This is a genomic window from Flavobacteriaceae bacterium (genome assembly GCA_014075215.1).
Classification (GTDB): Bacteria; Bacteroidota; Bacteroidia; order Flavobacteriales; family Flavobacteriaceae; genus Polaribacter.
The window spans coordinates 3,323,482-3,349,510 of the sequence record CP046177.1; the positions used below are offsets into that span (position 1 = coordinate 3,323,482).

At 33.1% G+C, this 26,029-nt stretch carries 24 protein-coding genes, 1 tRNA gene and 3 pseudogenes; 22 read left to right on the plus strand and 6 right to left on the minus strand.

Features of this window, described 5'->3' with window-relative positions; translation table 11 throughout:
• The first annotated feature begins 353 nt into the window (after positions 1-353).
• Both GKR88_16480 and GKR88_16485 read left to right on the plus strand, forming a co-directional pair.
• Positions 354-1,808 (plus strand): annotated as a pseudogene (locus GKR88_16480) (hypothetical protein).
• A 727-nt stretch (positions 1,809-2,535) separates the two neighbouring features.
• Positions 2,536-3,090, plus strand: coding sequence for a hypothetical protein (locus GKR88_16485; protein QMU65717.1), 555 nt, complete (start codon positions 2,536-2,538; stop codon positions 3,088-3,090).
• 353 nt (positions 3,091-3,443) lie between these two features.
• On the opposite strand, the gene GKR88_16490 is transcribed toward GKR88_16485, so the two are convergent.
• Positions 3,444-3,755: a helix-turn-helix domain-containing protein gene (locus GKR88_16490; GenBank protein QMU65718.1), complete on the minus strand. Its 312-nt coding sequence runs from the start codon at positions 3,753-3,755 to the stop codon at positions 3,444-3,446.
• 141 nt (positions 3,756-3,896) lie between these two features.
• Here GKR88_16490 and GKR88_16495 point away from each other — a divergent pair, with 141 nt between their 5' ends.
• The 10 genes and pseudogenes from GKR88_16495 (at position 3,897) to GKR88_16540 (ending at position 11,819) form a co-directional block, all read left to right on the plus strand.
• Positions 3,897-5,453 (plus strand): hypothetical protein, encoded by a 1,557-nt coding sequence (locus tag GKR88_16495; protein QMU66760.1) that lies wholly within the window; start codon positions 3,897-3,899, stop codon positions 5,451-5,453.
• An 89-nt stretch (positions 5,454-5,542) separates the two neighbouring features.
• Positions 5,543-6,475 (plus strand): tyrosine-type recombinase/integrase, encoded by a 933-nt coding sequence (locus GKR88_16500; GenBank protein ID QMU65719.1) that lies wholly within the window; start codon positions 5,543-5,545, stop codon positions 6,473-6,475.
• Entirely contained in the window at positions 6,462-7,349 is an 888-nt protein-coding gene (locus GKR88_16505; protein QMU65720.1) for a tyrosine-type recombinase/integrase, read from the plus strand. The genes GKR88_16500 and GKR88_16505 overlap by 14 nt, the downstream gene beginning before the upstream one ends.
• 127 nt (positions 7,350-7,476) lie before the next feature.
• Complete coding sequence (locus GKR88_16510) at positions 7,477-7,863, plus strand: hypothetical protein (GenBank protein QMU65721.1); 387 nt, start codon at positions 7,477-7,479, stop codon at positions 7,861-7,863.
• A gap of 54 nt (positions 7,864-7,917) precedes the next feature.
• Positions 7,918-8,238 carry a hypothetical protein gene (locus GKR88_16515; GenBank protein QMU65722.1) on the plus strand — a complete coding sequence of 107 codons (321 nt, stop codon included), beginning with the start codon at positions 7,918-7,920 and terminating at the stop codon, positions 8,236-8,238.
• 406 nt (positions 8,239-8,644) lie between these two features.
• Positions 8,645-8,911 (plus strand): annotated as a pseudogene (locus tag GKR88_16520) (hypothetical protein).
• Between the two features lie 676 nt (positions 8,912-9,587).
• Positions 9,588-10,463 carry a hypothetical protein gene (locus GKR88_16525; GenBank protein QMU65723.1) on the plus strand — a complete coding sequence of 292 codons (876 nt, stop codon included), beginning with the start codon at positions 9,588-9,590 and terminating at the stop codon, positions 10,461-10,463.
• Complete coding sequence (locus tag GKR88_16530; protein QMU65724.1) at positions 10,432-10,977, plus strand: hypothetical protein; 546 nt, start codon at positions 10,432-10,434, stop codon at positions 10,975-10,977. The genes GKR88_16525 and GKR88_16530 overlap by 32 nt, the downstream gene beginning before the upstream one ends.
• Before the next feature lie 236 nt (positions 10,978-11,213).
• Positions 11,214-11,729 carry an IS1 family transposase gene (locus tag GKR88_16535; protein QMU65725.1) on the plus strand — a complete coding sequence of 172 codons (516 nt, stop codon included), beginning with the start codon at positions 11,214-11,216 and terminating at the stop codon, positions 11,727-11,729.
• A 21-nt stretch (positions 11,730-11,750) separates the two neighbouring features.
• The gene (locus tag GKR88_16540; GenBank protein QMU66761.1) at positions 11,751-11,819 is read left to right on the plus strand and encodes a hypothetical protein; all 69 of its coding nucleotides are present in this window, start codon (positions 11,751-11,753) and stop codon (positions 11,817-11,819) included.
• On the opposite strand, the gene GKR88_16545 is transcribed toward GKR88_16540, so the two are convergent.
• The gene (locus tag GKR88_16545; GenBank protein QMU65726.1) at positions 11,816-12,724 is read right to left on the minus strand and encodes an IS1595 family transposase; all 909 of its coding nucleotides are present in this window, start codon (positions 12,722-12,724) and stop codon (positions 11,816-11,818) included. The genes GKR88_16540 and GKR88_16545 overlap by 4 nt on opposite strands.
• A gap of 273 nt (positions 12,725-12,997) precedes the next feature.
• On the opposite strand from GKR88_16545, the gene GKR88_16550 reads away from it, so the two are divergent.
• Together GKR88_16550 and GKR88_16555 are read left to right on the plus strand one after the other, a co-directional pair.
• On the plus strand, positions 12,998-13,957 hold the full coding sequence (locus tag GKR88_16550) for a hypothetical protein (GenBank protein ID QMU65727.1): 960 nt from the start codon (positions 12,998-13,000) through the stop codon (positions 13,955-13,957).
• Entirely contained in the window at positions 13,911-14,375 is a 465-nt protein-coding gene (locus GKR88_16555; protein QMU65728.1) for a hypothetical protein, read from the plus strand. The genes GKR88_16550 and GKR88_16555 overlap by 47 nt, the downstream gene beginning before the upstream one ends.
• A gap of 167 nt (positions 14,376-14,542) precedes the next feature.
• On the opposite strand, the gene GKR88_16560 is transcribed toward GKR88_16555, so the two are convergent.
• Together GKR88_16560 and GKR88_16565 are read right to left on the minus strand one after the other, a co-directional pair.
• Positions 14,543-14,624: transfer RNA gene (locus GKR88_16560), tRNA-Leu, on the minus strand.
• 85 nt (positions 14,625-14,709) lie between these two features.
• A pseudogene (locus GKR88_16565) lies at positions 14,710-15,788 on the minus strand (ISAs1 family transposase).
• Between the two features lie 293 nt (positions 15,789-16,081).
• Here GKR88_16565 and GKR88_16570 point away from each other — a divergent pair.
• The 8 genes from GKR88_16570 to GKR88_16605 all read left to right on the plus strand — a co-directional run bounded on the left by GKR88_16570 (position 16,082) and on the right by GKR88_16605 (position 23,013).
• Complete coding sequence (locus tag GKR88_16570) at positions 16,082-16,936, plus strand: YicC family protein (protein ID QMU66762.1); 855 nt, start codon at positions 16,082-16,084, stop codon at positions 16,934-16,936.
• Positions 16,937-17,157: 221 nt separating this feature from the next.
• A complete protein-coding gene (locus GKR88_16575) occupies positions 17,158-17,739 on the plus strand; it encodes a guanylate kinase (protein ID QMU65729.1) in 582 nt (193 codons plus the stop codon).
• 3 nt (positions 17,740-17,742) lie between these two features.
• The gene (locus GKR88_16580) at positions 17,743-18,324 is read left to right on the plus strand and encodes a nicotinate-nucleotide adenylyltransferase (protein QMU65730.1); all 582 of its coding nucleotides are present in this window, start codon (positions 17,743-17,745) and stop codon (positions 18,322-18,324) included.
• A 47-nt stretch (positions 18,325-18,371) separates the two neighbouring features.
• The gene (locus GKR88_16585; protein ID QMU65731.1) at positions 18,372-19,241 is read left to right on the plus strand and encodes a peptidoglycan DD-metalloendopeptidase family protein; all 870 of its coding nucleotides are present in this window, start codon (positions 18,372-18,374) and stop codon (positions 19,239-19,241) included.
• A complete protein-coding gene (locus tag GKR88_16590) occupies positions 19,242-20,738 on the plus strand; it encodes a hypothetical protein (protein ID QMU65732.1) in 1,497 nt (498 codons plus the stop codon).
• Positions 20,739-21,193: 455 nt separating this feature from the next.
• Positions 21,194-22,216 (plus strand): heme A synthase, encoded by a 1,023-nt coding sequence (locus GKR88_16595; GenBank protein QMU65733.1) that lies wholly within the window; start codon positions 21,194-21,196, stop codon positions 22,214-22,216.
• A 229-nt stretch (positions 22,217-22,445) separates the two neighbouring features.
• Positions 22,446-22,619: a hypothetical protein gene (locus GKR88_16600; protein QMU65734.1), complete on the plus strand. Its 174-nt coding sequence runs from the start codon at positions 22,446-22,448 to the stop codon at positions 22,617-22,619.
• A 61-nt stretch (positions 22,620-22,680) separates the two neighbouring features.
• The gene (locus GKR88_16605; protein QMU65735.1) at positions 22,681-23,013 is read left to right on the plus strand and encodes a hypothetical protein; all 333 of its coding nucleotides are present in this window, start codon (positions 22,681-22,683) and stop codon (positions 23,011-23,013) included.
• Between the two features lie 54 nt (positions 23,014-23,067).
• On the opposite strand, the gene GKR88_16610 is transcribed toward GKR88_16605, so the two are convergent.
• Together GKR88_16610 and GKR88_16615 are read right to left on the minus strand one after the other, a co-directional pair.
• On the minus strand, positions 23,068-23,421 hold the full coding sequence (locus GKR88_16610; protein ID QMU65736.1) for a T9SS type A sorting domain-containing protein: 354 nt from the start codon (positions 23,419-23,421) through the stop codon (positions 23,068-23,070).
• Between the two features lie 3 nt (positions 23,422-23,424).
• Entirely contained in the window at positions 23,425-26,025 is a 2,601-nt protein-coding gene (locus tag GKR88_16615; GenBank protein ID QMU65737.1) for a hypothetical protein, read from the minus strand.
• Between the last annotated feature and the right edge of the window lie 4 nt (positions 26,026-26,029).

The window sequence follows — 26,029 nt, forward strand, 5'->3', positions numbered from 1 at the left end:
AAAATGATTATTTGCAAACCACAGACATTGTGGAGACCAAACTAGATTTTACAGGCAACGTCCTTAGCACAAGAGCTACGCATACCAAAGCCGGTAATACGCCCATTGTGGTAGAAGATGTATTTACCTATGACCACGCAGAACGGCTGCTCACTCAAAAACAAACCGTAAACGGTACAGCGAAAGAACTCGTGGTCAAGAACCATTACGATGATTTGGGTCAGCTCATCCAAAAAAAGGTAGGGGATAGGGAAGCTGCTCCGCTACAGGAAGTAGACTATACCTACAATATCAGGGGTTGGCTAAAAAAGATCAACAACCCTTCGGCAGGACTGGCAGACGATTTGTTCTCTATGGAACTCAAATACAATGACACAGGTTCTTATCTCTATAATGGCAATATCTCACAAATATTGTGGAAAACAGCCTCGGACAATGCCAAACGACAATACAGCTATTATTATGATGACCTCAACCGGATTACCGGAGCCTACTACTATGCCTGGAATGAGACGTCTCGGTTTAACATAGGCAGTATCAGTTATGATAAAAACGGCAATATACAACGCCTTTTCAGAAGAGGAGCTGTGGTAAACAACCCTGTCATCTCCAATGCCGGACACTACGGTACTATGGACTATCTAAGCTATACCTATGACGGAAACCAACTTACCAAAGTAACCGACAACGGAAATAAAAACTACGGATTTAAAGACGGTATCAATACGGATGAGGATTATGCTTATGACACCAATGGTAATATGATACAAGACAAGAATAAAGGAATTACAGCTATTAGCTACAATCATCTGAATTTGCCGACACAGGTATATTTTAGTACAGGTAAGTTTATTGATTACCTGTACGATGCTATGGGAACTAAAATGGAGAAAAAAGTAAGAAACCTCAACAGCCTGATAACCACACAGTATGCCGGCAATTATGTATACGAAAACGATGTTTTGCAGTTCTTTTCCACACCCGAAGGCTATGCTACGCCCAATCATTCGGGAGGTTTTGATTATATTTACCAGGCAAAAGATCATTTAGGAAACGTGAGACTGAGTTATACCAAAAATACGAATAACAGCCAACAGACCGTGTTTACCGATGGATTTGAAAGTATGGCTAACTGGGATAGCAGTAATGGTTTGAGTAGGGCGCTTACTACACTGGACAGCAGTAAAAAGAAATCGGGAAGTTATTCGGGAAGGATTGACCCGATTGCTGCTACTAGTGATTACTATGTATATAATGATAGTTGGACAGCCGTTAACAACCCGGAAGATACTTACTATACGGTATCGGGGTGGGTATTTGTAGAGGATGTAACAAACAACAGTGCGGAGATTTTTCTGACCACCAGGAAATCAGGAGAGACAGGCTGGCCCAGCGGACATCATACATCGGATAAGATTACCGAGAAAAACCGGTGGGTATATGTAGCAAAAACCGTTCATGTGGCGGCAGATGTAAGAGAGGTGGGTATTCGAATAGATAATAATCATGTAGGTAAGGTGTGGTTTGATGATATCAAAATTGTAAAAGGCAATACGGCAAGGACTGTAATTGTTTCTGAATCAAACTACTATCCTTTTGGCTTGAAACAAAAGGGATACAATAGTGTAGTAAGTTCTAACGGAAACAGTACCGCACAGAAAAAACTCTATAACGGAAAAGAGTTGCAAGATGAGCTTGGATTAAACTGGCACGATTACGGGGCTCGTAATTATGATGCAACTTTGGGAAGGTTTTTTGGAACAGATAAGTTTGCTGAAAAGTTTGAAAGTTTATCGCCTTATCAATATGCTAATAATACGCCCACATACTTTATAGATAAGAACGGAGAGTATATTTCTATTTTCTTAACTATTGGAAGTGGAAAAAAGAAAAGAAGACAAGAATTAAGATATGATAATAAGACTAATACGTTTGTTTATCATGGAGGTAAAAATAAGGGGAAAACCTATAAAGGAAAGAACGCTTTTGTAGCTTCGGTTAATAAAGCTCTTATTGATATTGAATCAGGAGGGGATGCAGGGAAAGATCTTGTTTCATTTTTAGCAGATGATAAAAAGAGAGGTGTTAAATTTAGAAATACTAAAGGAGGAAACGCTGCTGGATCAAAGGGAGGTTATATAAACTTTAATCCAAATTCAAAGAAAGGAGGTTTAGATGCCAAAGGAAATACATCAAGACCTACTTTTATTGGCTTAGCACATGAAATGGCTCATGTAAAAGATGCTTGGAGTGGGACACAAGACAATACTTTTTGGTTTAGCTACAAATCTGGAGGGAAAACAAAAGTCAAAACATTTAAAGAAGTATATGCTAGTTATATGGAGAACTTAATAAGAGGAGAGAATGGTTTACCTTTGAGAGCGTATTATTCTCCCACTAAAAGTTCTAAAACCAAAATTTCAGGAACCGTTATTAATAAAATGCTCAAAAACTTGGTTTCAAAAGTTATGACAGTAAAGCCAAAGAAAGTGCAAGCGACACAAATAAACAGAGGAACATTTAAATCAAATTAAAATGAAAACATCAAATATATTATTAACTTTTCTATTAATATTTTTTTCATGCACTGCTCAAAAACAAACAGAAAGTATTTTAAAAAATATTTATACAGAAAATATTGAGTTTCATAAAAATGAAGAAGTAAAAAAGAGTGAGAAATTGGCATATTCTTTTCGTAAGAAATTAGCCAAAGAAGGCAAATTAGATTTCATTTCTTTAGATGATACTTTATATATTCTTGAGGGATATGACTTAGAAACAGGAGAAACTTATACTTCTATTTGGAATAAAACTACTGGTGTTAGTTATGTTGATGATAATAAAAAATTATATCAATTTTCAAATGAAGTTTACATAAGTAAAGGGGCAAAAAAGTTACTAAAAGAATGGAATATAAAGAAAATTAAAAGCCTACAAAAAGGACATGAAACTGCTTTAATAGGAGGATTAGATATAAATGTTTGTAAAATATCTTTTAATAAAGAAGGAAAGGTGGAAGATATAAAGCGTTTTTCTTTTGAACAATACGATGGTTTTTTTAAAGAAATAGAGTTAGTAGAGCCGGAATAATTCGATGGCGCGGAAATGGGTGATGTCCCAAAAGGGTGCTTACAAAAATTAAGTACTATTAAATAATTAGAAGCCACACTTAGCAATAGGTGTGGTTTTTTAAAAGCTAAAAAAAATTATGAAAAAGAAAATCTATGAAACCTATACTTACTTTAAAAAAGTTACAGTGCTATCTACGAGATGTTTCTACAATAAGCTGTCCCTTATAAGGGAGTTCAGTGCTACCTACGAGACCCCAGGATGGTGCTAGTATGTCACGTACTGGCTACCGCTAGAATTTTTCTAGTGGCGGGTAAGAGTAAGAAATAATTATACAAAACTACAGACATTGTAAAAATGTTTGTGGTTTTCTTTTATACAAACTTTTTAATAATGGCTTTTAGCAGGGTTCTATCCTCTGTGGGTAAGTTCTGTGCTTTTTGTAAAAGCTCATTGAGTTCGGTATCATTTTGCTTGTAAAGTCCGCAAAGAATGTCTAGGCTTACCTCTAATTTTTGAGCCAATGCAATCGCTACATCAAGCTTTGGTACTACTTCTCCTCTTTCATAACGTGCAATATTACCTAGCCCTATCCTTAAATGAGTAGCCAATTGCTTTTGAGTGAGCTGTTTTTGAGTTCTATAATGCTTTAGATTTTGGATAAAATCAGTAAGATTTGAGTTCATAAAAAAGAAATTTAAAAAAAGTTTGTGTGTATTTCTGTATAAAAATAAGGGGTTTTAGTGTGGTATCCAGATATGGATATTGATTTATTATTCATTTATGGATACCTTAGATTTATAAACAATTTAAAAGAGTATCCAAATATGAACATTTTAGATACAGAAAACCCAAATAATTATCAGTACAAGACAAATCATTTAGAAATTCATATTCTAGGCGGATTAAGAACTAATAAATTAGAAAGTTTACGAGTAACGTTATCGGTTCAAAAGCTGAAATCAAATAACGCTTCGACAAGCTCAGCCCATAGCATTCTAAGACATAGTATTGATTTATACAACGATAACCAAGTAGAAAAGTTTGTCAGAAGAATAGCAGAACGTTTAGAGATTGGGACGAGTGTCGTCCGCAAAGTTTTACAAGAACTTACGCACGAGCTAGAGAACTATCGTTTTTTACTACTACAAAAAGAAACAGAATCAAACAAACCATTTATAAAAGAATTAACTGCTAGTGAAGAAAAAGAAGCCATTGCCTTTTTAGAAAGGGAGAATTTGCTAGAGAGAACTAATAAGTACATTGGAACAAGCGGCGTGATTGGAGAAGAAACAAATAGACTTCTGATGTACTTATTATTTACTTCTCGTAAAACAAACAATCCACTTCATTGTATAAGTTTGGGAAGTAGCGGAGTTGGAAAAACACATTTGCAATCTAAAGTTGGAGAACTCATACCACAAGAAGATATACTCGAAGTCACTACACTCTCTGCCAATGCCTTATACTACTTTGCAAAAACAGAACTCTCTCATAGAATTATTTTGATAGAAGATTTAGACGGCGTACAAAAAGTATTATACACCATTCGAGAATTTGCCAGTAAAAAGTGGATAAAAAAAAGAGTAGTCCATAAAGATAAAAACGGAGTAAGTAAAACCATTCCCTTAGAAGTACAAGGACCTGTTTGTATTGCAGGAGCTACCACACAAGAAAGTATTTATGAAGACAATGCCAATCGTAGTTTTTTACTCTATATAGATGAAAGCTCAGAACAAGACAAACGTATCATGGATTATCAACGACTGGTTATTGCAGGAAAAATAGATGAGACAGAACAAATAAAAGCTAGAGAAGTTTTACAAAACGTACAAAGAATATTAAAACCCATCAAAGTAATTAATCCCTATGCAGAACACTTATCTCTTCCATTGTCAGTGTTTAAACCTCGACGTACAAACAGTCACTATTTGCAATTTATAAATGCCATCACATTTTATCATCAGTATCAAAGAGAACAAAAAGTAAATAAGGAAACTGGAGAAGTTTATATCGAGACAGAAATCGAAGATATCAAAGAAGCCAATGAATTAATTATTGATGTTTTACTTAGAAAATCAGATACACTTACAGGAGCAGTTAGAAATCATTTAGAGAAGTTGAAATTGTATCTTAAAGAGAAGAATCAAATCAAGTTTACAAGTTCCGAAATCCGTAGAAACTTACGAGTAAAAGAAACCACATTAAGACGTTATCATAAACAATTACTCTTAGAGAATTACATCAAGAAAGTACAAGGTGAAAAAGGACAGTTATATCATTTTGAAATTGTTGACATGAAAGAATATAGTGAACTCAAAGACCTGGTAACAAAGTCACTAAATAACTGTATCGAACAGATAAACCTCGCCACTACGCCATAGGTTCGCCACAACAGAATGGCGAAGTTAAGTATTACATACACAATTTGTTATATCTACTTCGCAACCAAACTTCAAAAAAGGTCAAGCACATGAAAAAATTAAAGCTATACAATGAGAGTTATAAAATATTTGTTACCAATTATAAAGAGTGGTTAGATATCTTAGGCTATGCAGAAAGTACAGTCTATTACTTGCCAAATCATCTACAAGAATTTTTCTATTACCTAGAACAAAATCATATTAGAAATATTAGTTACATCACAACCCAAACTGTAAAAGATTATTACAATTATTTACAGCAAAGAGTTAATGAAAGAAGAAGCGGAGGATTGAGTAAAAGCTATCTAAACAAACACCAACAAGCCTTAAAGAAGTTTAGAGAATATCTACAAAATCACAATCATAAAGGAATTAATATACATCTAAAATCAGAGAGAAACCCCACAGAAGAAAAGACAAATATATTAACGCAATCAGAAATCAAGGCATTATTCAATGCTACTAAGTATAGCCACCAGTACGACCATTATCGGTTAAGAGATAAAGTAATTCTTGTGATATTTTACAGTTGTGGATTACGTCGAAATGAAGCTGTTCATTTAGATATTAGCGATATTTTTTTTGATAAAGAAAGAATACTAATAAGAAAAGGAAAGAATTATAAAGAACGTTTTGTACCCATCAATCGAAAGAATGCAGAAATACTGGAAGACTATATGTATGAATCCAGAGATTTATTTAACCCAAAGAACACCGAAAGCTTATTTGTCAGTAAGCAAGGCAAAAGAATGGGCGGAATGAGTTTAGCGAACCGGTTACAGAAGATTGTACAAGCAAGTAATAACAAAGAGATTGTAGAAAAAAGAATTACACTTCACACATTAAGACATAGCATTGCAACCCATTTATTACAACAAGAAGTAAAACTAGAAAGCATCAAAACCTTTTTAGGCCACAGTTCTTTAGAATCCACACAGATTTATGTTCATTTATTAAAAATGATAAAAGATGAAACAGTATAAAGAATATTTAGAGAAAGAAAATTACAGTACAACAACCATTAAAAGCTACTCAAATCAGATTGATAAATTTATCACTTGGTGCAAGAAAAATGATACATCTGCAGAAGTTATTGAGTATGAAAACTGCATGAAATATCTAAAACATTTACAAAGAAAATACACCAATAAAAGAACTGTAAATCATGCCTTAGGCATTGTAAAAAATTACTTGAATTATTTAGTAAGTGAATGTTATAGAACAGACAATCCTATAGAAACAACCACAATCAAAGGAGTTAAAAAAGTAGTGAATCACAATTTATTAGAAGCCGACGAATTAGAAGATTTGTATTATTCATATCAAACAGAAAACATCACCGATCCTTACCACAGATTAACAGCAAAAAGAAATAAAATGATTGTTGGATTGATGGTTTATCAAGGATTAAACACAACAGAACTTATACATTTAGAAATCGAAGATTTACAACTTTACAAAGGAAAGATTTATATAAAAAGTGGCGCAAAAAGTAACAGCAGAACTTTAGAATTAAAATCGTGGCAAGTCATCCAATTTTTAGAATATATAAAAGAAGTCCGAGAAGAAATCATTGATAAAAAACACATTGTTAGCGAAAGAGTTTTTATACCAAACAACAAACGATTAGGAAATACAATCTATCACATTTTAAAGAAGTTAAAGAAGACAAACAACAAAGTAAATAGTTCAAATCAAATACGAGCTTCTGTGATTACCCATTGGTTAAAACAATACAATCTAAGACAAGTGCAAGTCATGGCAGGACATCGTTATATATCTTCTACAGAACGGTATCTACAGGATGATTTAGAATCTTTACACGAAGTTGTAAATAACTTTCATCCCATACAATAAAGCTTCGCTCGTCCTTCGTCCTCGCTTGCTAAAAAACCAATTAAGGGCGGTTATAAGGTGTTCGCTACGCCCCTCTGTGCAGCACTTTTTTTTGGCCAAAAAAAAATACATCGGCTTACAGCCGTTTTTGTCCAAAAAAAAGCTGCTGCCTCCCTGCTTCTGCTCCGCTCACTCGCAGCTCCTCTGTATTTTTGCTGACGGCTCCTATGGGTCGCCTACAAAAATCCACCGCTGCTTATCGGGCGCAGCCGCTGGTGCCAAAGCCTACTGCGCATTTTTTTTTAATCGATTTATTATTTTTATAATAAGGAGAAAAAAAATGCTTGTGGCGCGTCCACGCTGCTCACTTAATCGTTCGCAGACAATGTGTCCACGTCGGCTTTGGCGCTGCGCTTTCGCTGCGCTGGTTTTGCGTACAACGCAGAACACTCAATCGGCGTTGGCCTCTATAAACAGTACGGTTAAATCAAAAAAAGGGAAATACATAGTGGGCTATTATCCTGAAATGAGTTGACCGTTTTTTTAGCTAAATCCTAAAATAGATTTACAACCCGGAATCAATCCTAAAATGAGTTTACAGTTTTTAAAATCAGTACGGAAAACACTTGAGATATCACAGAGGGAAGAACTTACCATAAACGATGTAGTTCCGATGCTGAACGCACTATCGCTTGTCGGTTTTAAAAAGCTGACGATTTATCTCCCTGCTATAACCCTTTCTATAAATCCTCATCTTTTTAAAACGGAGGTAAACCGTTTTAATAATTGGCGATTTTTTAGAGGTGGAAAAAAGCCAGGGGAAAAATCGACAAGTATTAAAATGAAGCAACCGAAGGGTGCTAGTCTTCACAAAGAGCATAAAAAAAGAAGCTACCTAATTAAAAGATAACTTCTTACTTAGCAAACGATTTTAGTCCTCTAAGACGTCGTAGCTAAAATACGACTTTTTTACTTAAAAATCAAAGCTATTATCATCAATCTTAGTTCCACTGTGCGCTCAGGTAGCTATGAGCCTGGAGTATTTTACATAATTTACATTATAACTTACAAGCGAAGAACCGATCAAATAGTAAACTCCTGAATTTGTATTATAATGCCAATTATGTACAAATATCGAGGGAAAGGAAACGGAAAAAACACAGGGGTTTTGAGGAACGAAAATACTGGGTTTTTGGAGTGCGGATTTAATCATAAAATCATATATTTACAATGGTCATGAAGTGAGGACGTTCTTAAAAAAATCTGTTTTTGTCAGGTATAAGCGATAAAAAATGGGCTTTTATTAAAAAAAACGCATAAAGTTATATCCCTTTGGATTGAAACATAAAGGGTATAATAATGTGGTTTCTTCAAATGGAAATTCGGTTGCTAACGCTTGGAAGTATAATAATAAAGAATTAGAAGAAGAGTTAAATCTTGGTTGGTACGATTATGGTGCTAGAAGGTATGATCCAGCGATTGCACGTTGGACTACACAAGACCCACTAGCTGATATGTATGAAAGTTGGAGTCCATATAACTATACGACGAACAATCCTATACGATATATAGATCCTGACGGAATGATGGTTAATGATGCTTTAACTGGAGATGGTGTTCTTGGAGATACTACTCCAGACCCTGAACCTGATGATGTAGACGGAGGTACTTTAGATGAAGTTGTTATTGTAGCCAAAGTTACAAAAAATGAATCTTCAAATGATAGTGGATGGCTAAGTTGGGTGCAGGGAGGATTAGATTTAATAGGTGCTATTCCTGTAATTGGAGAAGTTGCAGATGCAGTAAATGCTGGGATTTATTTATACAATGGAGACTATGAAAATGCAGCCATAAGTGCATTAGCTATAATACCTGTAGTAGGAGACTTAGGTAAGATTTATAAATATAGCAAGAAACTGGCAAAACTTATTGAAAAAGTAAAAGGTGTTTCAGGTGTTTATGAAATTACTACAAAGAGTGGTAAAAAATATATAGGGCAATCTAAGGATATTGGAAAAAGATTGAAGCAACATAATAAATCTGCTAAATTTAAGTCTGATGAAATTGTCGATGTAAAAGTTACTGAAGTCAAAGGGAATAAAGTTAGTAGAGAAGTTTTTGAACAAAGAAAAATTAATGATGCTAGCGGTATAGACAATCTATTAAACAAAAGAAATCCAATAGGCTCTAAACGATCTGGAGAAATGTCTAGAAATGTTACCAGAGGTAAAGAATTTAAAATGAATTAATAAAAATATCATGTTTGGAATTAAAAATAAATTCAAGATACAATCAGATGATACGTTTGGAAATAATTATGTAACCGTTACATCAGACGATATAGCAGGATATATAGAAACTATTCATAAAAATGATATAAAGAATATCGTTATTAAGACTTATGAGGGATATAATCTTAACGATATAAAATGGTTGGAAAGTTGCCCTTTTATTGAAATAGTTCATCTATTTTGTTATGAAGATAATTTTGAGTTAGAGGGATTACATTATTTGGAGAATTTAAGAGTCTTAAATTTAAATGTTACAGCAAAAAGAGCTTCTCAAATACTAGATTTTAGCTACTTCAAAAACCTTGAAAACTGCTCTATTGACTGGAATCCAAAAATGAAGAATCTTTTTAATTGCATAACAATTAAAAGGTTATATTTAAGAAAATATAAAGTAAAGAATCTAGAGGGAATAAGTAATCTCATCAACCTTAAAGAACTTTTAATTAATAACTCTTCTATAGAGAATTTAGAAGGAATGGAAATGCTAGACATTGAAAAAATTGAACTTTCTCGTTTGAGAAAATTAGCCTCTTTAAAAGGATTAGAAAGCTTGAGAAATAACCTAAGAACTCTAGAGATTGAAAGTTGTACTAAATTAGATGATTTAGCTTATTTAAGCCATTTATCTCGTCTTGAAAAATTAGGAATAAATGATTGTAAAGAAATAAAATCATTATTGCCCATTAAAGATTTGAGCAACCTAAAATGGCTTGATTTTTGGGGAAGTACAAAAATATTTGATGGAGATATGACACCATGCTTAGGCATTGGTAAAGTGGCATTTGAAAACCGTAAACATTATAACTATACAAATGAAGAAATTGACAGGCTTAATCAAAAATAACAGATTTTTGACTATAATTTGTTTATCAATTGTATTGATGTCATTCGATACAGAACTAAAAGAACGTAAAGTATTAAATGGAAAATTGAGTTTGCTTTTGCCTTCAAGTTTCACTTTAATGGATAATGCTACTCTTTTAGTGAAATATCCTAATGTTGGAAATAGACCCAACGAGGTTTATACCAATGCTATCGGAAGTGTTAATGTCGCTTTTAACCATACACCTAATGCACTAAAAGAAAGTGAACTTCCACAAGTTAAAGAAGCTATAAAAGCACAATTGTCTGGAACAAAAGGTGTTTCGATAATTAATACATCGGAGACTCAGATAAATAATTCTAATTATGTTACCGTTGAATTTATATCAAAAGCAATAGATACTGAAATTTACAATAAAATGTTTATAACGGTACTTGATGGTAAGTTATTACTAGGTACGTTTAATTGTAAGAAGGGTGACTTAGATGAATGGAAATCCATATCAGTAAAAATTGTTAATTCAATAAAAAAATAACAAACTGAACTATGATGTAAAGAAACTGAAAACGTTCACTCGAAAAAAGGGTAGTGTCCTAAACTGGCGCTTTTAGAAAATGGTTAAAACTGAATGTTGATAATCAGCAAATTATAAAAATATAAGCCTCAATGAAGAGGCTTATATATGTTCTTTGAAATATTAAAAACCCGTTAAAGGTTATAAAATCTACATTTGTTTCCGCTTTGTGCCCTAAATTGGCGTTTAAAAGAGCTATGAATTGTACAAATTGTGATTCTTCTAATTCTATAAAGAAGGGATTACGAAACAATAGGCAACGTTTTTACTGTAAAGACTGTAAGAATTACTTTCAAGAAAAGTATATTTATAATGCATATAAATCAGATACAAATGATTTTATTATAAGCTTACTTAAAGAAAGCTGTAGTGTTAGAGGAATTTCAAGAATATTGAAAATTTCTAAAGATACTGTTCAATCTAGAATGTTAAAAATCAGTAGAAAGATTAGAGCCCCATATTTTAATAAGTTTGGGTGTAAATTTGAAGTAGATGAGATGAGGAGTTATATAGGAAACAAAAGTAATGTTACTTGTCTTACTTATGCTTTAGAAAGAGAAACCAAAAGTATCATTTCCTTCTATGTTGGGAGGAAATCAAAGGAAACAATAAGACCTTTGATTGATAAAGTTCTCCTACTCCAACCAAATAGAATTTATACAGATCGATTAAATATTTATCCGAGCTTAATTCCGAAAGAAATTCATAAATGATTTCAATATTGTACGAACAGAATTGAGAGAATGAATTTGAATTTACGAACTCATATTAAAAGATTAATTGATTACCCACTTTTATACTAGTATTGATGAGTGACAGCTACTACCAGTCTATCAAATAGTCTTTCAGCGAAATAGCGTCTGTTGAGTTTATAGCAGAACTCGTCAAGATAATTCTGCAAATATTTTCCTTTAATTTTATGGTAAATACCTAACAGAGTGCGTTTTGCATTACTTATGGCTATATGCACCGATTTTAGTGTGGTAATAGTGGTTTCTTTATTTGATTTTTCAGTAATGTGTACTTCCACATAATCACCTATGTCTACATAAGACGTGCTTTTGTCGCTAAAAACAATGCATGTATCATCAAAATTACTATCAATAAGCGTGTTGACTTCTTCTTTTTTATGAGTATCCAAAACTTTCATTTTAAAATAACGACATTGTTTGGATTGTTTCCCAGTCTTTAAATCTTCTAAAGGTACAGACTCTGCCATTACCGCTACGTTAGATTGTTTTTGACTGCCTCTGCCTATTTTAAGCTTTTGTCTGTCGGATTCTTTTGTTGCCACAGTAAAGTAAGCTTGATCAAACTCAATCATATCTTCAAGGTCGTATAAATTATCTCGTTTTCCCATAGCCGAACGTATTCTGTGCATAAGAGACCATATAGTGGTATAACGTGTATGGTTGAGCTGACGTTGTAATTCGGCAGCAGAAATACCTTTTTTACTAAAAGTCATAAATGCCATAGCGAGATACCAAGTACGAATAGGTAAATTGGAGTTCTCCATCATAGTACCGCTGCGTAGAGTAGTTCTAAAACCACAATAAGAACATTGCCACATCCATTTAGACTTTAACCAATAGTGCTTTTTTGATTGACATTTTTTGCAAATGACTCCTTCTTTTGAACGAGCCAACTTCATATGTGATTTACAGGAAAACTCATCTGGAAATTGTTCAATAAAATGTAGTAAATTCATAATTCTAAACTTTATATTAAGATACGAATTTTTAAATTAGTGGCATAATTAAGTGTAATCAATAAAGATTAAGTAGGAAAACAATTTGCTTTTCAAGAAGTCAAAAATATCTTGAAGTACATTTGAAGATTTATTTTTGGGGATAGTAATTCCAAAATGAAGATTCGCATAAAAAACATACGTTCTTTGAAAATACGATAATAAAATCAGTAGAAAGGTTTTAAAAATTAGCAAAAACTCAAAAAAATGTAAACTGACTACTATCCTTTTGGCTTGAAACATAAAGAGTATAATAATATCGTTACAAGCAATGGGAATAGTTTTGCTCAGAAAAAACTCTATAACGGAAAAGAATTACAAGATGAGTTAGGGCTGGATTGGTTTGATTATGGTGCTCGTAATTATGATCCATCCATAGGAAGGTGGATAAATATAGACCCGTTAGCTAGTAATTATTACACAATGAGTCCATACACATATGTTTTAAACAATCTCATTAATTATACAGATCCAGATGGGAGATATGTTAGAGGAGATAAAACTACTAAACTTAGTAAATTTATGCAGTATTTCCGTCTATGGGAAGTAGAGGCTATTAAGTATCGAAAATCTTTTTATGGAAAATGGACTACTCATGTAGAGCCTGTAAATGATGCCAAAATTAGAGTATTTGATCATGATTTTCGAGCAACAGAACAAATCATCAATAAGGTAGGAAAAAATGAGAAATTTAGTTATAATAAAGCGTTTGGGAAATATCTGGATGTTGGATTACCTTTAGATGTTGCTCACTTCTTTAAAATGGCAGAATTGGCTAAATCGTATCCTGATTTTGCTGTTAGAATGGCTTATATTAATGAGGAATATAATCAACTCGAAAATGAAAATCCTAAAGGAAGAACAAGTGCTTTTTCTCCTGAAGACTTGTTTTCTAACGAGTTAGGAGTTATCTTTGGTAGTTCAATAGGAACCCATGATAACATGGGTGATTTTCTTGAAGAGTTTTTTAATGAGGTCAAGACTTTATTTACTACAAATGAGTTAAAAGACGGTAAATACCTTAAAGAGTCTAATATTAAAAAATTAAGAAGTTTAGCAAAAAAATATTATGGTACTACAGATTTAAGAGAGTTTACTAAAGATAAAGATATTTATAAATTAGAAAATATTAAAAAAATAAACAACAATGCAGCAAAAAAGAACTTACCATTTTACGACTTTGGAAATGATTAAAGAACATTTTACAACAAATAAAAGATTTGCAATGTATTTTATTTTTATACTGTTTTTTACAGTAGGATGTTATCAATACGAAAAAGACAAAGTTACTATAACTATCATTAATGAGTTAAACGATTGTGAAGAAGATAATATTCACTATAAGATATTGGAGGGTAACTTTATAGAAAAGAGTAGCATAGTTAATATTGAGTTTTCTGATCGTTTGAATAGTAAAGAGAATAATGAATTATTCTTTCCTGCTTGGGGTACAAAGAGATTAAAATTTGAAGTTTCAGGGTATTTTTCCAAAAAAACAAAGAAACAAGATTATTATAGTTGTGATGATGTGTTTTCATTTAAGGTCATTGAAATACTAAACATTGAAGATATAACCGCAATTGATGATTATAAAATTAATAATCAAGAGTAAGGGATAGATAATCTATAAAAAATGAAAAACTAAGAGTTTAAAACGATATCTATAGCATCATCTACTTAGTATAGATATTTAAAAAGGTTTTGAAAAACTCAAATGTTTTCACAATGCTTTCACATAAATAAAAAAGCTGAGACGTAAATCTCAGCTTTTCCTTTATGTACTCAAGGTGGGAATCGAACCCACACTTCCGAAGAAACTGGATTTTGAATCCAGCGCGTCTACCAATTCCGCCACTTGAGCATCTTAAAATAGATCAGCACTGCAAATCTAAAAAATATTTTAGTTTAATACTAAAAAAAAGTATCCCTATGCGAGGTCAAACGCATCATAATTTGAGTATTTTCAATAGGTATCGATTACTCCAAGCTGCTTTGAGTCGTTTTCCTTTCACTCTGATCTTGACCGATTTATCATTTTTAAGCAGGTTTAGTGCAATTTTGGCAAGTATGGCAAAGTTTTGAGCTGCATTTCCTGTTCGTTTTCTTGAAGCATCCTCTGAGAAAGGAACATCCTAAAGTCCAATGTAATTTATTTTCTATACTCTAATGTGATCGAATCGCTTTTTGAAAGTCTTCAGCTTTAGCCTCAAGGCTTGAGATATAATAGCGTGTTGTTTTTTCTATAGGTTTGTCAGAATTTTTAAATTCTCTCAGACTTTCTATTTTGATGACACATTTTAACTGTTTCCATTTATGAATATTTTCTATGTGCTTAAAATCTGTGATGATACTACACACTCTAGTTTCAATTTTTCCATGGTCTACATCTTGATCCATATGTGTCTCTAAATCTTTAGCAAATCTAACTCATCTTCAATGTCTAGATATAATTGTTTCTGATTTTCTTTTACTGCTAACACCTAATCTGCTTTTTTATCGATGATTATCTTTGCTATCTTCTCTTGCCAACCCATTGCCTCTATGGTTACTACTGTATTTTCTAAACAGCGTGCCTTTAGCAATTCTGGAATTGCAGTAATTTCATTTGACTTTTCACTGGTTTTTACTTGACTTGGAACTAAATTTTGTTCACTAGACCATGCGCTGACAATATGCTAGGGTGATTTCTTACCATAACTTTTTGCTCCTCTGAGGGTTTTATCATCTACTGCAACGACCTCTTTGTCATTCAACTTAGCAAGTTCTTTAACCCAATCTATAAAACAATATTCAAATTGCTTCGGATTGATAGCAGAAAATACTCTGTTGAAAGTGTCGTGAGAGGGGATACCCTTATCTGGTTTGAGAAAGGTTTTGAGAAAATCTTCTTTTTCCAGACCATACTGTTCCATTTCATTCCACGAATCCCCTCCACAAATCACAGAAATAATACCAATAAGGAGGATGTCATTTAAATGGTGTCTTTCCTCAAATCACGACTAGGATCGTCTACTTGACTGAAAATAGTTAATAGTTTATTGTTGTTTTACATTGATGTTAAAATATTGATTACTAGTATAATATACAAATAATCAATCACATAAACAACAATTATTTGATTGAATGTCAAATATTTAAACCGCTCTTTAACATATAGAACCCTATAGAAAAATAAGAATAAAATCTAACTTTCAGAAACTTTTTACGGTGCGTTTGCTCTGATAACGGTCTTGATTCTTAATTCTAGTAGCGTAAGCGGTCTTGTTTTAAAATGTATCTTTGCTTGTGCGATTAAAATGACATGAAATGATTCAATCTATGACAGGGTATGGTAAATCCGTACTTCAATTACCCAATAAAAAAGTAATCGTAGAAATAAGATCTTTAAACAGTAAGATATTAGATTTGAGTGTCAGAATTCCTTTTTTCTACAAAGAAAAAGAGTTATCGGTTCGAAAAAAATTAGCAACAAATTTGGTACGAGGTAAAATAGATTTTTCTATTTATGTGGAAATGACCGGAGATGAAACCTCTACTACAATAAATGAAGGTGTAGTTCTGGAATATATGAGACAATTGAAGAATATCGTTCAAATAGATAATTCGGGTGATATTGAATTGATGAAAATGGCTGTTGGTATGCCTGATGTACTAAAAACAGAAAGAGAAGAACTGGATGAAGAAGAATGGAACAAAATAGATCAACATATAGACATTGCAATTAAAGAAAATACTCAATACCGAATCGATGAAGCCGCTTCATTAGAACAAGACTTTAAGAAATATATTGTTCGTATTGAAGAGCACTTAAAAACGATAGGGAGTCTGGATAGCGAAAGAATTCTTCATGTAAAACAAAAGTTAAGAAAAGCATTAAAAGAGCTAACATTAGAAATAGATGAAAATCGTTTTGAACAGGAGCTTATATACTATTTGGAAAGGTTAGATATTAATGAAGAAAAAGCGCGATTAGCAAATCATCTGGACTACTTTTTGAAAGGATTGGAAGACAAAGAATCCAATGGTAAAAAATTAGGATTTATTGTTCAGGAAATCGGGAGAGAAATCAATACCATAGGTTCTAAGGCCAATTTTGCGTCTATTCAAAAATCCGTGATACAGATGAAAAACGAATTGGAAAAAATAAAAGAGCAAATTTTAAATGTACTATAAATATATTGAATATCTGTTTAGACCCCTAAAAGGAATTATCAGGACATTTTTTAAATTTTTCAATCATTTAATATGTTGTATCTCTAAAACACAATTAGGTATAGTAATGGTCAAATAAATATAGATAAAATCCAATTTTTCTGCTATTTTGCCAATGACATTTTAAAAACTTGTAATTATCAGGTATATTCAAAATGAGTTCGATCATAAATAACAACCGTATGAGTGAATTTAAAGGAAAGCTTTTTGTTTTCTCAGCTCCTTCAGGATCAGGAAAAACCACTATAGTTCGTCATTTGTTAAATCAAAAAAGATTTGAACTGACTTTTTCTATTTCCGCTACTTCCAGAAGGCCAAGAAGGAAAGAAGTGAATGGAACGGATTACTATTTTATGACAAAAGAAACATTTTTGAAAAAAATTAAGAACCATGAGTTTTTAGAATGGGAAGAGGTATATCGCGACAACTTTTACGGTACTCTGAAAAGTGAAATAGAAAACATCTGGACACAAAAAAAACATGTAATTTTTGATATAGATGTAGCGGGAGGGCTGCGAATAAAAAAGAAATTTCCGGAGCAAACCTTAGCCGTTTTTATTAAACCTCCGGATATTAATGAATTAATTAAAAGGTTAAAAGCAAGAGGCGAAGAGAGCGACGAAAAAATCAATATGAGAGTAGCCAAAGCATCAATAGAAATGGCCACAGCACCACAGTTTGACCATATTATTAAAAATGACGATTTGGAAACGGCCTTAAAAGAAGCCGAAAAATTAGTTGCTAATTTTCTAAAAAAATCATGATTCATGAAAATTGGATTGTATTTTGGAACATTTAATCCCATTCACGTCGGGCATTTAATTATAGCCAACCATCTATTGGAATATTCCGATTTAGATGAAATTTGGATGGTGATAACACCTCATAATCCACACAAGAAAAAAACCTCTCTACTAAAAGATCATCATCGTTTGACACTGGTATATTTAGCTACGGAAGATTACCATTCAATGAGACCTTCTAACATAGAATTTAAGTTACCAGAACCCAATTATACCATTAATACCCTGGCACATATATCAGAAAAATACCCAACCCATCATTTTTGTTTGATCATGGGAGAGGATAATCTAAAGAATTTTCATAGGTGGAAAAACTATGAAACTATTTTAGAACATTACCATATATATGTTTATCCCAGAATTTCAGAAGGAACCACCGAAACACCATTTGATAACCATCCAAAGATTCATAAAGTGGATGCCCCTATCATAGAAATTTCTTCTACATTAATCAGAAATGGTATTAAAGCAAAAAAAAATGTACGACCTATGTTGCCTAAAGAAGTTTGGCAATACATAGACGAAATGAATTTTTATAGAAAATAGTCCTCTTTTTTTTTCGTTGTATATTTGTTTCATCAATACATGATTTTGTGGCCGACACTAAAAAAAAGAAAAGAAAACTAAAGAGAAAACTAACGGATAAATACAGGTTAGTCGTCTTAAATGAGAATACTTTTGAAGAGCGTTTTTCTTTAAAACTGTCCAGATTAAACGTTTTTGTAATGGGCGGGATTTTTTCCGTAATGTTAGTTATATGCACCATTATTCTTATTGCATTTACCCCGCTTAAAGAATATATACCGGGGTATGCGTCTACGGATTTAAAAAGAAAAACCGCACAATTAATTTTCAAGTCAGATTCTTTACAAAATAAGTTGGACGTCTTAGAGAATTATTTTAATGGTATCCGCTCTGTTTTTACCGGAGAGGTGCAAGGAGAAGAAAATATAGACTCTCTGCAGCATTTGCTCAAAAGAACGCCGACAAATGAAAATCTGTTAAATGCAACAAAAGATGATTCCATATTCAGAGAAGAAGTAGAACGTAAAGACAGATTTCCTCTTTTGGATAAAACAGAAAACAAAGCCGGTGTTGTATTTTTTGCACCGATAACAGGAAGTCTGTCACAATCTTTTGATGTAAACAGCAAGCATTTTGCGGTAGACATTGTTACAAAAACAGGAACTCCGGTAAAAGCTGTTGCAGACGGAACCGTTATTTTTTCAGAATGGACGGCAGAAACAGGTTATGTTATTATTGTAAAGCATAGCAGCGAATATGTTTCTGTTTACAAACACAATGGCAGCTTACTAAAACAGCAAGGAGATTTGGTAAAATCCGGAGAAGTAATTGCCAGTGTGGGATCTTCGGGAAAATTAACAACAGGACCCCACCTGCACTTCGAGTTGTGGAGTGGTGGATATGCTGTAAACCCATTAAATTATATAGATTTCAACTAAATGAGTTTTAAATCTGCTCTTGCCATTCCCTTTGCTAAATTTGTTACAAAAAAAGTATATAGATGGGCTAAGACCCCCTATAAAACCCAGGAAAAAGTATTTAAAAAATTAATTTCCGAAGCAAAAAACACAGCTTTCGGAAAAGATCATGATTTTAAGAATATTACATCGTATGACGATTTTAAGCAACGTGTAAAAATACAGGACTATGAAGGGTTAAAACCCTATATAGATAGGGTTGTAGCCGGAGAATCTAATGTATTGTGGAAAGGGAAACCTTTATATCTGGCAAAAACATCGGGGACTACTTCCGGAGTGAAACACATCCCGATTACAAAAGATGCTATGCCTACGCATATTAAAGCAGCCAGAAATGCACTGCTGTTTTATATTGCCGAAAAAAAGGATGCAAGCTTTGTAAACGGTAAAATGATTTTCTTACAGGGTAGCCCGGTTTTAAAGGACAAAAATGGTATAAAATTAGGAAGGCTTAGCGGAATAGTTGCACACTATGTTCCATCCTATTTGTTAAAAAACAGGCTACCTCGTTGGAAAACCAATTGCATTGAAGATTGGGATACAAAAGTAAACGCTATTGTAGAAGAAACGGTTCATGAAGACATGTCAGTCATTAGCGGTATTCCCTCTTGGGTGCAAATGTATTTTGAAAAACTGATTGCAAAAACAGGAAAAACGATTTCCGAGCTATTCCCGAATTTCAATTTCTTTATTTACGGAGGCGTTAATTTTGATCCCTATAAAAATAAATTCGAATCATTAATAGGTAAAAAAATAGATTATATAGAGTTATACCCCGCTTCGGAAGGGTTTATAGCCTATCAAGATTCACAAACAACACCGGGAATGTTATTACAATTGAATAGTGGCATTTTTTATGAATTTATTTCTGCGAATGTGTTTTTTGATGAAAACCCGCTACGGATTTCTCTAAAAGATGTTCAAAAAGGAGTAAACTATGTAATCATTTTAAATACCAATGCCGGGCTTTGGGGGTATAATATAGGAGATACCGTAGAATTTACATCCGTAAATCCGTACAGAATTAAGGTAACAGGAAGAATAAAACATTTTATTTCTGCTTTTGGAGAGCATGTCATTGGAAAAGAAGTAGAAAAAGCACTCAATGATGCTATTTTAAATACCAATATAACGGTAAGTGAATTTACGGTAGCACCTCAGGTAAACCCTGATAAGGGATTGCCGTACCACGAATGGTTTATCGAGTTTGAAAACGAACCGGAAGATTTAAATGAACTGGCATTGAAAATAGATGCTTCCATGCAAAAACAAAATATTTATTATTTTGATTTAATTAAAGGGAACATATTAAGACCTTTGATTATTAGAAAAGTACAAAAAAACGGATTCCACAAATATATGAAATCCATAGATAAGTTTGGAGGGCAGAATAAAATTCCGCAACTGTCCGATAATAGAAAAATTGCAGAGGTATTACAGCATTTTTTAAAAGAATAAAAAAGGGTTCAATCATATTCACCCTTTAACGGAACAGGTCGCTTCTATTTACATACTATTTAGCAAAGTCTGGGTGTTTCGGATAACCCTATCAAAAATGACTATATACAGCTCGGAAAATGCAATAGATATTAAAGAATATACGATTAGGAAAAGCGGATGTTACCCTATACGATTTGTAAAGACGTCCAAAATTCAAATCATTTATTTATATAGGTTTGTAACAAAGAGATAATAATTTATCACTTGAAATTACCGTAATAAAATGCTCTTTTTTCCTTTCTTGTTCGCTATAAAAAGAAACCGTAGGACTAAGGCTACGCTTTATTTTTCTAACTCTAATAAAGAAAAAAACGATCATTTTTTTTTACAGTAACTTCAAATAATAACTGGTATAATAGTGCTAAGCAGTTATTATTTTATGCTTTGGTTGTATCTTTGTAGAAATTTTTTTCATGAAAGACCGCTTTCCTTTCATTGTAAAAGCTGCATTAATCAGTTTATATTTAATTTTTATAGCCGGTGCTATTGTACGAATGACCGGTTCCGGAATGGGGTGTCCGGACTGGCCTAAATGTTTTGGTTATTTGATTCCGCCTACATCGGAAGAGCAAATCACCTGGACAGCCAATAAGACATATAAAAAAGGAGCCATTATAGTTAAAGATAAAGCCTTATACGTTGCAGAAAAAAACCTTACCACTACCACGGAATTTAATCCAAAGAACTGGGCCCTTTATACCAAACACAACTATGCCAAATTCAACAAATTTCATACCTGGACAGAATATATAAATCGTTTGGTAAGTGTAGTAACCGGGTTCGTATTCTTATTTTTAATTGTGGGTGCGGTTAAGTTTTGGAAAGAGAATAAGCAAATTACCATTTTGTCATTTATTGCTTTTATTTTATTGCTTTTTGAAGCTTGGTTGGGCAAAACAGTAGTAGATACCCATCTTACGCCAACCATTATTACCATTCATATGGTGGTTGGATTGATCATTGTTGGCCTTGTTTTAAAAATCCTTTTTATTGTATCTGAAAAAGGAAAAACATATCCATATCATTCGCTATTCAATAAGTTGCTGATTGTTTCTGTTATATTCTCGCTGATTCAAATTGCATTAGGAACCCAGGTAAGGCAATTTATAGATGAACAAGTAAAATTATATGGTTTTGAGAATAAGCAATATAGTTTGTTAAATCCCGACTTTAAATTCTATTTCCATCGTTCTTTTACAATTGCTATCATAGGGGTAAATTTAGGGTTGTTTTATTTAAATCAGGTAAAAAGTTTAGGTTATGAATTAATTAACTGGATACTTCTTTTATTATTTCTGGAAACGATTACAGGTGTTTTAATGTACTACGCAGATTTTCCAATAGGAACACAGGCAGTTCATTTGTTATCCGGGGCATTATTGTTTGGAGTACAATTCTATTTGTGGTTGCAAAGCAGGAAAATACAAATGAAATAATGCAGTTAGTTATTCTGGTATTTTAAAGGAATTGTCTTAAGAACTTTCAACTTTTATACTTTCAAACTTTAAGAGCATTCGGAAAACTCAAAAGATGTTGCTGATAATCGCATATTTGAAAAATTTCATGTCTGGATAGAAAAAATAGGCACAAGCTAAAAAGTATCAGACGAAAATTTGATTACACTCCAGATGAGTTTTTCTTAATATGTTGATTTATAACTTTTTATTGAACTCGTTTAGATTTTTTGGGTTTAAGCGAACATTAGAAGTTTTTAGATATGTTGAAAGCTTTTTTGAGTTGCATAGCAGCGCTACGGAAGGAAAAAAAGACAAGAACAGAGCTAAAAACACCCATTTTTTAGCAAATTCAAAAAGTTTAAACGAGTTCATTTCCATTTAACTATAATTCCATAGATTTTAAAATAAAAATTGTATTTTTTGGATATCAAAAATATCATATTATGAAATTTCTATTAAAATTATTCTTCTTAGTCTCAATTATTACATCTTGTAACAGTCAAAAACCTATAATTAAAAAATCAATAGAAGACTACAAAAAAGAAGGCTATATTCTAGGTGTAATCGAATTTAAAGATATAACTGATTGTCGCTGGGTTATTACTGTAGATAAATCCAAATTACAATATGATCCTATAAATATTGAAAACAAAAAATTTTCTCACTTTACATCATCTAAAAAAACAAGTATTTTTTTTAAATTTTTTCCTCTTAGAATGAAAAACAGATGCGACGGAATTGTTCCAATACAGCTTATTGAAGTCATTAAAAGCTAAACAAAAAAGAGAATTTTTAAATTCTCTTTTTTGTTTAGCTTTCTCTGTTTATTATTATTCTACAACAATCCTCTTACTGATTCCGGAAGAATTGTTCCCAATCCTGATTAAGTAAATTCCTGAAGAAGCATGCGACATATTTAGTTTGTATCTATAACTACCCGATTCTTTCTTCAGCGTTTTCCATAGTAGGTTTTGACCCAACATGTTGTATACATTCAAATCTAGATCTTCGAATAAGATGTCAGAAGTTATTACAACCTCAAATAGGTCATTTCCTAAATTCAAAATTTTAACATCACTCTCTAAATCATTTTCATCTAAAGACAAAGTAGGGGTAGAACAAATTTGCAATGACCAATCTGATAATACACCTCCATCATTATTAAATTCATCTAAAATTCTCAATGTCTAATCTCCTGCTGATTGCATTCCATTAAAATCTGACAAGCTTCCTTGAGGGCTAAATGTTCCACTAAATGGAGGTGAGCCATCTTCAACAGGAGTTGATGCATCATCATCTAATACAGTGTTTAAGAAATTATCCTGAAAGTTTCCAACATTTTCAAACAAAACAACCTCAGTACTATTATCCGGCGCAATCAATCTTACATCTAAATCGGAAGTATAAGTATGCCTTATGTTTAAGATAACATTCATATCGGAGATAATAACATTATCTGTAATTGTAATTACTGATTCTATTTGAAAATTAGGCGTAGTATCAATAATAATTGCCGTATCGTTGATAACCGTGTCACATGCTGTATTTTCAATAGTTACTTGAGTTGAATTATTAGAAGCGTCAGAATCAGATGGAAGTTGTGTTTGCGCATTTAATACATAGGAACCATCTACAGAAAAATCTCCTAAATTTGTAAACGCATATTCCATGCTCATATTAGGGAGTAAAGGCCCGGTTATTTGTTCTACTACCGGTACACCCCCATTAATTGAGTATGAAACATCAAAATTAGACTGAGAAGTAGTCCCAAAATTTTCAACGGTTACGGTTATTTGCTCATTCCCTATATTTTCTCCACTTACCGGAGAACTTATAGCTGTAACTCCTATATCATTTGAAAAAATATGGGTAATTGATGCAGAGGTAGAGTCGTTCGTATTATCCTCATCACTTTGATAGTTTGCAGAGGCAATAATATTATAGGTTTGTCCTTCTACAGACATATTAGCCGTAGTTGAAAAAGTAAACTGAGCAGATCCTGCGGAAGGAATTGGTTGTCCGGTATATGCTTCACTTATTAGAGCACCTCCGTTTATCTGATAGGTAACATTGAAATTAGAAGCAGTACTTTCGCCAAAATTGAAAATAGTTACTGTTATGCTTTCATTTGACGAGAGAGCTCCTGAGATTGGATTATCAATACTTATGACCCCAATATCATTATTAAAATTTGGTGCAATTTGGAAAACTCCTGCAACATTCTTTCTACCATTATTCATTACTTCATTTACAAACCAGAATTTCTTGTCGTTGGATGGGTCAACATCTATCTTACTATAATCTCCATACCGAGTTGATGGAATGGCACCATCTCCTGCTAAGATTGTCCCTTCAGCAACTGTCATAGTACCTGGAGGATCGTTTACAAAACGGCCCGTATAATAAGAGCCTACAAACACTTGAGAATCCGTACTTTTGGCACTAGACATTCCTGTATATCCCATACCGATATTTCCCTGAACATCCATAATCAAACTTGCATTCCATGCATGCCTACTATCCGGAGCTGTATACGTCCCTTCTTGATGAACTGTCCATGGTTGCCCATCAGCAGTTTGCCTTAATTCGTACCATCTAATACCAGCTTGTTCAGTTGCACTACCATCAACATCTGCAACAAAGTTAAAAACTGCAGAATTGTGTGCCCCAAACTTTCTATACTGTGCTTGATTCATAATTGTCGCCTGTAAGGCATCTACTGATGATCCCCCATTAGGTTGCTGAAGGTTTGAAAAACTTCCTCCGTCAAAGACACCAATGTAAGAAGTGACCCCTTCTGCTGCACCTAAAACCTGTGCCGCTGATACTGTTGAGTTACTTGTGTCTGTCCAATCCATATCTATGGTCCAAATTTTAATATGATCTTCTGTTACTCCTGTCCACGCATCATCTTGCATATATACCACGGTAGCACTTCCCGAGGTTGGCCATGTCCCTCCACTAATATTTAATACTTGAGGGCTATGAAATCCACTAGTAACTAGTCCCGGTAAATTAAAAGAAACAATTTGTGGAGTTGTTCCCGCACTAGCTGCATCAATCATAGCAGACCTTTCAAATACGTGAACTTTATTGGCATTCCCTGTATTCTCTGTCATATAATAACCATCTCTCCAGACAGATAGTTTTTGATAGTCAGTTACCACAGAATAAGTATAAACTGTCCAACCATCGTTTACCGGATCCGGTCCGTCTGAAACTGCTACCTGTACTCCTCCTCCTAAAAATGAGAGTATCCAACGATCTGCATTATTATCATAACTAGCTGTCAAATCACAACATCCGCCAGATGGGAATATCGTAGGGTTTGGAGATACAAGCCCATTTGTAAGTGAGTTTCCACTTTTATCAAATATTTGAAATGCAGTATTAATTACAGAAATATAGTGGTTAGGCCCTACTGCTCCGGCTGGATCCGTAGGCTGAGAACTAGAAGCGCCTGTTTCAAAAACTAATTCTGGGGTTCTGGCAGGGATTCTTCCTGCCAACCTGTGTTTACTTTTAGTCAAAGCATCATCACCTGTAGATCCTTTACCAATAACTACATTGTATTTTGAAGATCTACCATCTTTTATGATGTGTTCTTTTGATAAGTCAGGTCTTATAAGAGAGTTCATACGTGAAGCTAATGATGGAACTTTTTCTACTTTAGAGGGAACTCCCACATAAAAGGGCTTTTGAGGTTCATTTTTCGCAATCTGTGAAAATGCTGTTTGTAATGCAATGAAGAACAAACAAACAATAATTGAGGGGTATTTTTTATTCATTTGA

Bases quoted from the DNA above. Each gene is read 5' to 3' on its own strand.
- GKR88_16570 (QMU66762.1), top strand. From the start codon at position 16,082: ATGACAGGGTATGGTAAATCCGTACTTCAATTACCCAATAAAAAAGTA.
- GKR88_16500 (QMU65719.1), top strand. From the start codon at position 5,543: ATGAAAAAATTAAAGCTATACAATGAGAGTTATAAAATATTTGTTACC.
- GKR88_16515 (QMU65722.1), top strand. From the start codon at position 7,918: ATGAGTTTACAGTTTTTAAAATCAGTACGGAAAACACTTGAGATATCA.
- GKR88_16555 (QMU65728.1), top strand. From the start codon at position 13,911: ATGCAGCAAAAAAGAACTTACCATTTTACGACTTTGGAAATGATTAAA.
- GKR88_16545 (QMU65726.1), bottom strand. From the start codon at position 12,724: ATGAATTTACTACATTTTATTGAACAATTTCCAGATGAGTTTTCCTGT.
- GKR88_16505 (QMU65720.1), top strand. From the start codon at position 6,462: ATGAAACAGTATAAAGAATATTTAGAGAAAGAAAATTACAGTACAACA.
- GKR88_16530 (QMU65724.1), top strand. From the start codon at position 10,432: ATGAAGAAATTGACAGGCTTAATCAAAAATAACAGATTTTTGACTATA.
- GKR88_16605 (QMU65735.1), top strand. From the start codon at position 22,681: ATGAAATTTCTATTAAAATTATTCTTCTTAGTCTCAATTATTACATCT.
- GKR88_16590 (QMU65732.1), top strand. From the start codon at position 19,242: ATGAGTTTTAAATCTGCTCTTGCCATTCCCTTTGCTAAATTTGTTACA.
- GKR88_16485 (QMU65717.1), top strand. From the start codon at position 2,536: ATGAAAACATCAAATATATTATTAACTTTTCTATTAATATTTTTTTCA.
- GKR88_16495 (QMU66760.1), top strand. From the start codon at position 3,897: ATGAACATTTTAGATACAGAAAACCCAAATAATTATCAGTACAAGACA.
- GKR88_16580 (QMU65730.1), top strand. From the start codon at position 17,743: ATGAAAATTGGATTGTATTTTGGAACATTTAATCCCATTCACGTCGGG.
- GKR88_16595 (QMU65733.1), top strand. From the start codon at position 21,194: ATGAAAGACCGCTTTCCTTTCATTGTAAAAGCTGCATTAATCAGTTTA.
- GKR88_16535 (QMU65725.1), top strand. From the start codon at position 11,214: ATGAATTGTACAAATTGTGATTCTTCTAATTCTATAAAGAAGGGATTA.
- GKR88_16575 (QMU65729.1), top strand. From the start codon at position 17,158: ATGAGTGAATTTAAAGGAAAGCTTTTTGTTTTCTCAGCTCCTTCAGGA.
- GKR88_16490 (QMU65718.1), bottom strand. From the start codon at position 3,755: ATGAACTCAAATCTTACTGATTTTATCCAAAATCTAAAGCATTATAGA.
- GKR88_16525 (QMU65723.1), top strand. From the start codon at position 9,588: ATGTTTGGAATTAAAAATAAATTCAAGATACAATCAGATGATACGTTT.
- GKR88_16615 (QMU65737.1), bottom strand. From the start codon at position 26,025: ATGAATAAAAAATACCCCTCAATTATTGTTTGTTTGTTCTTCATTGCA.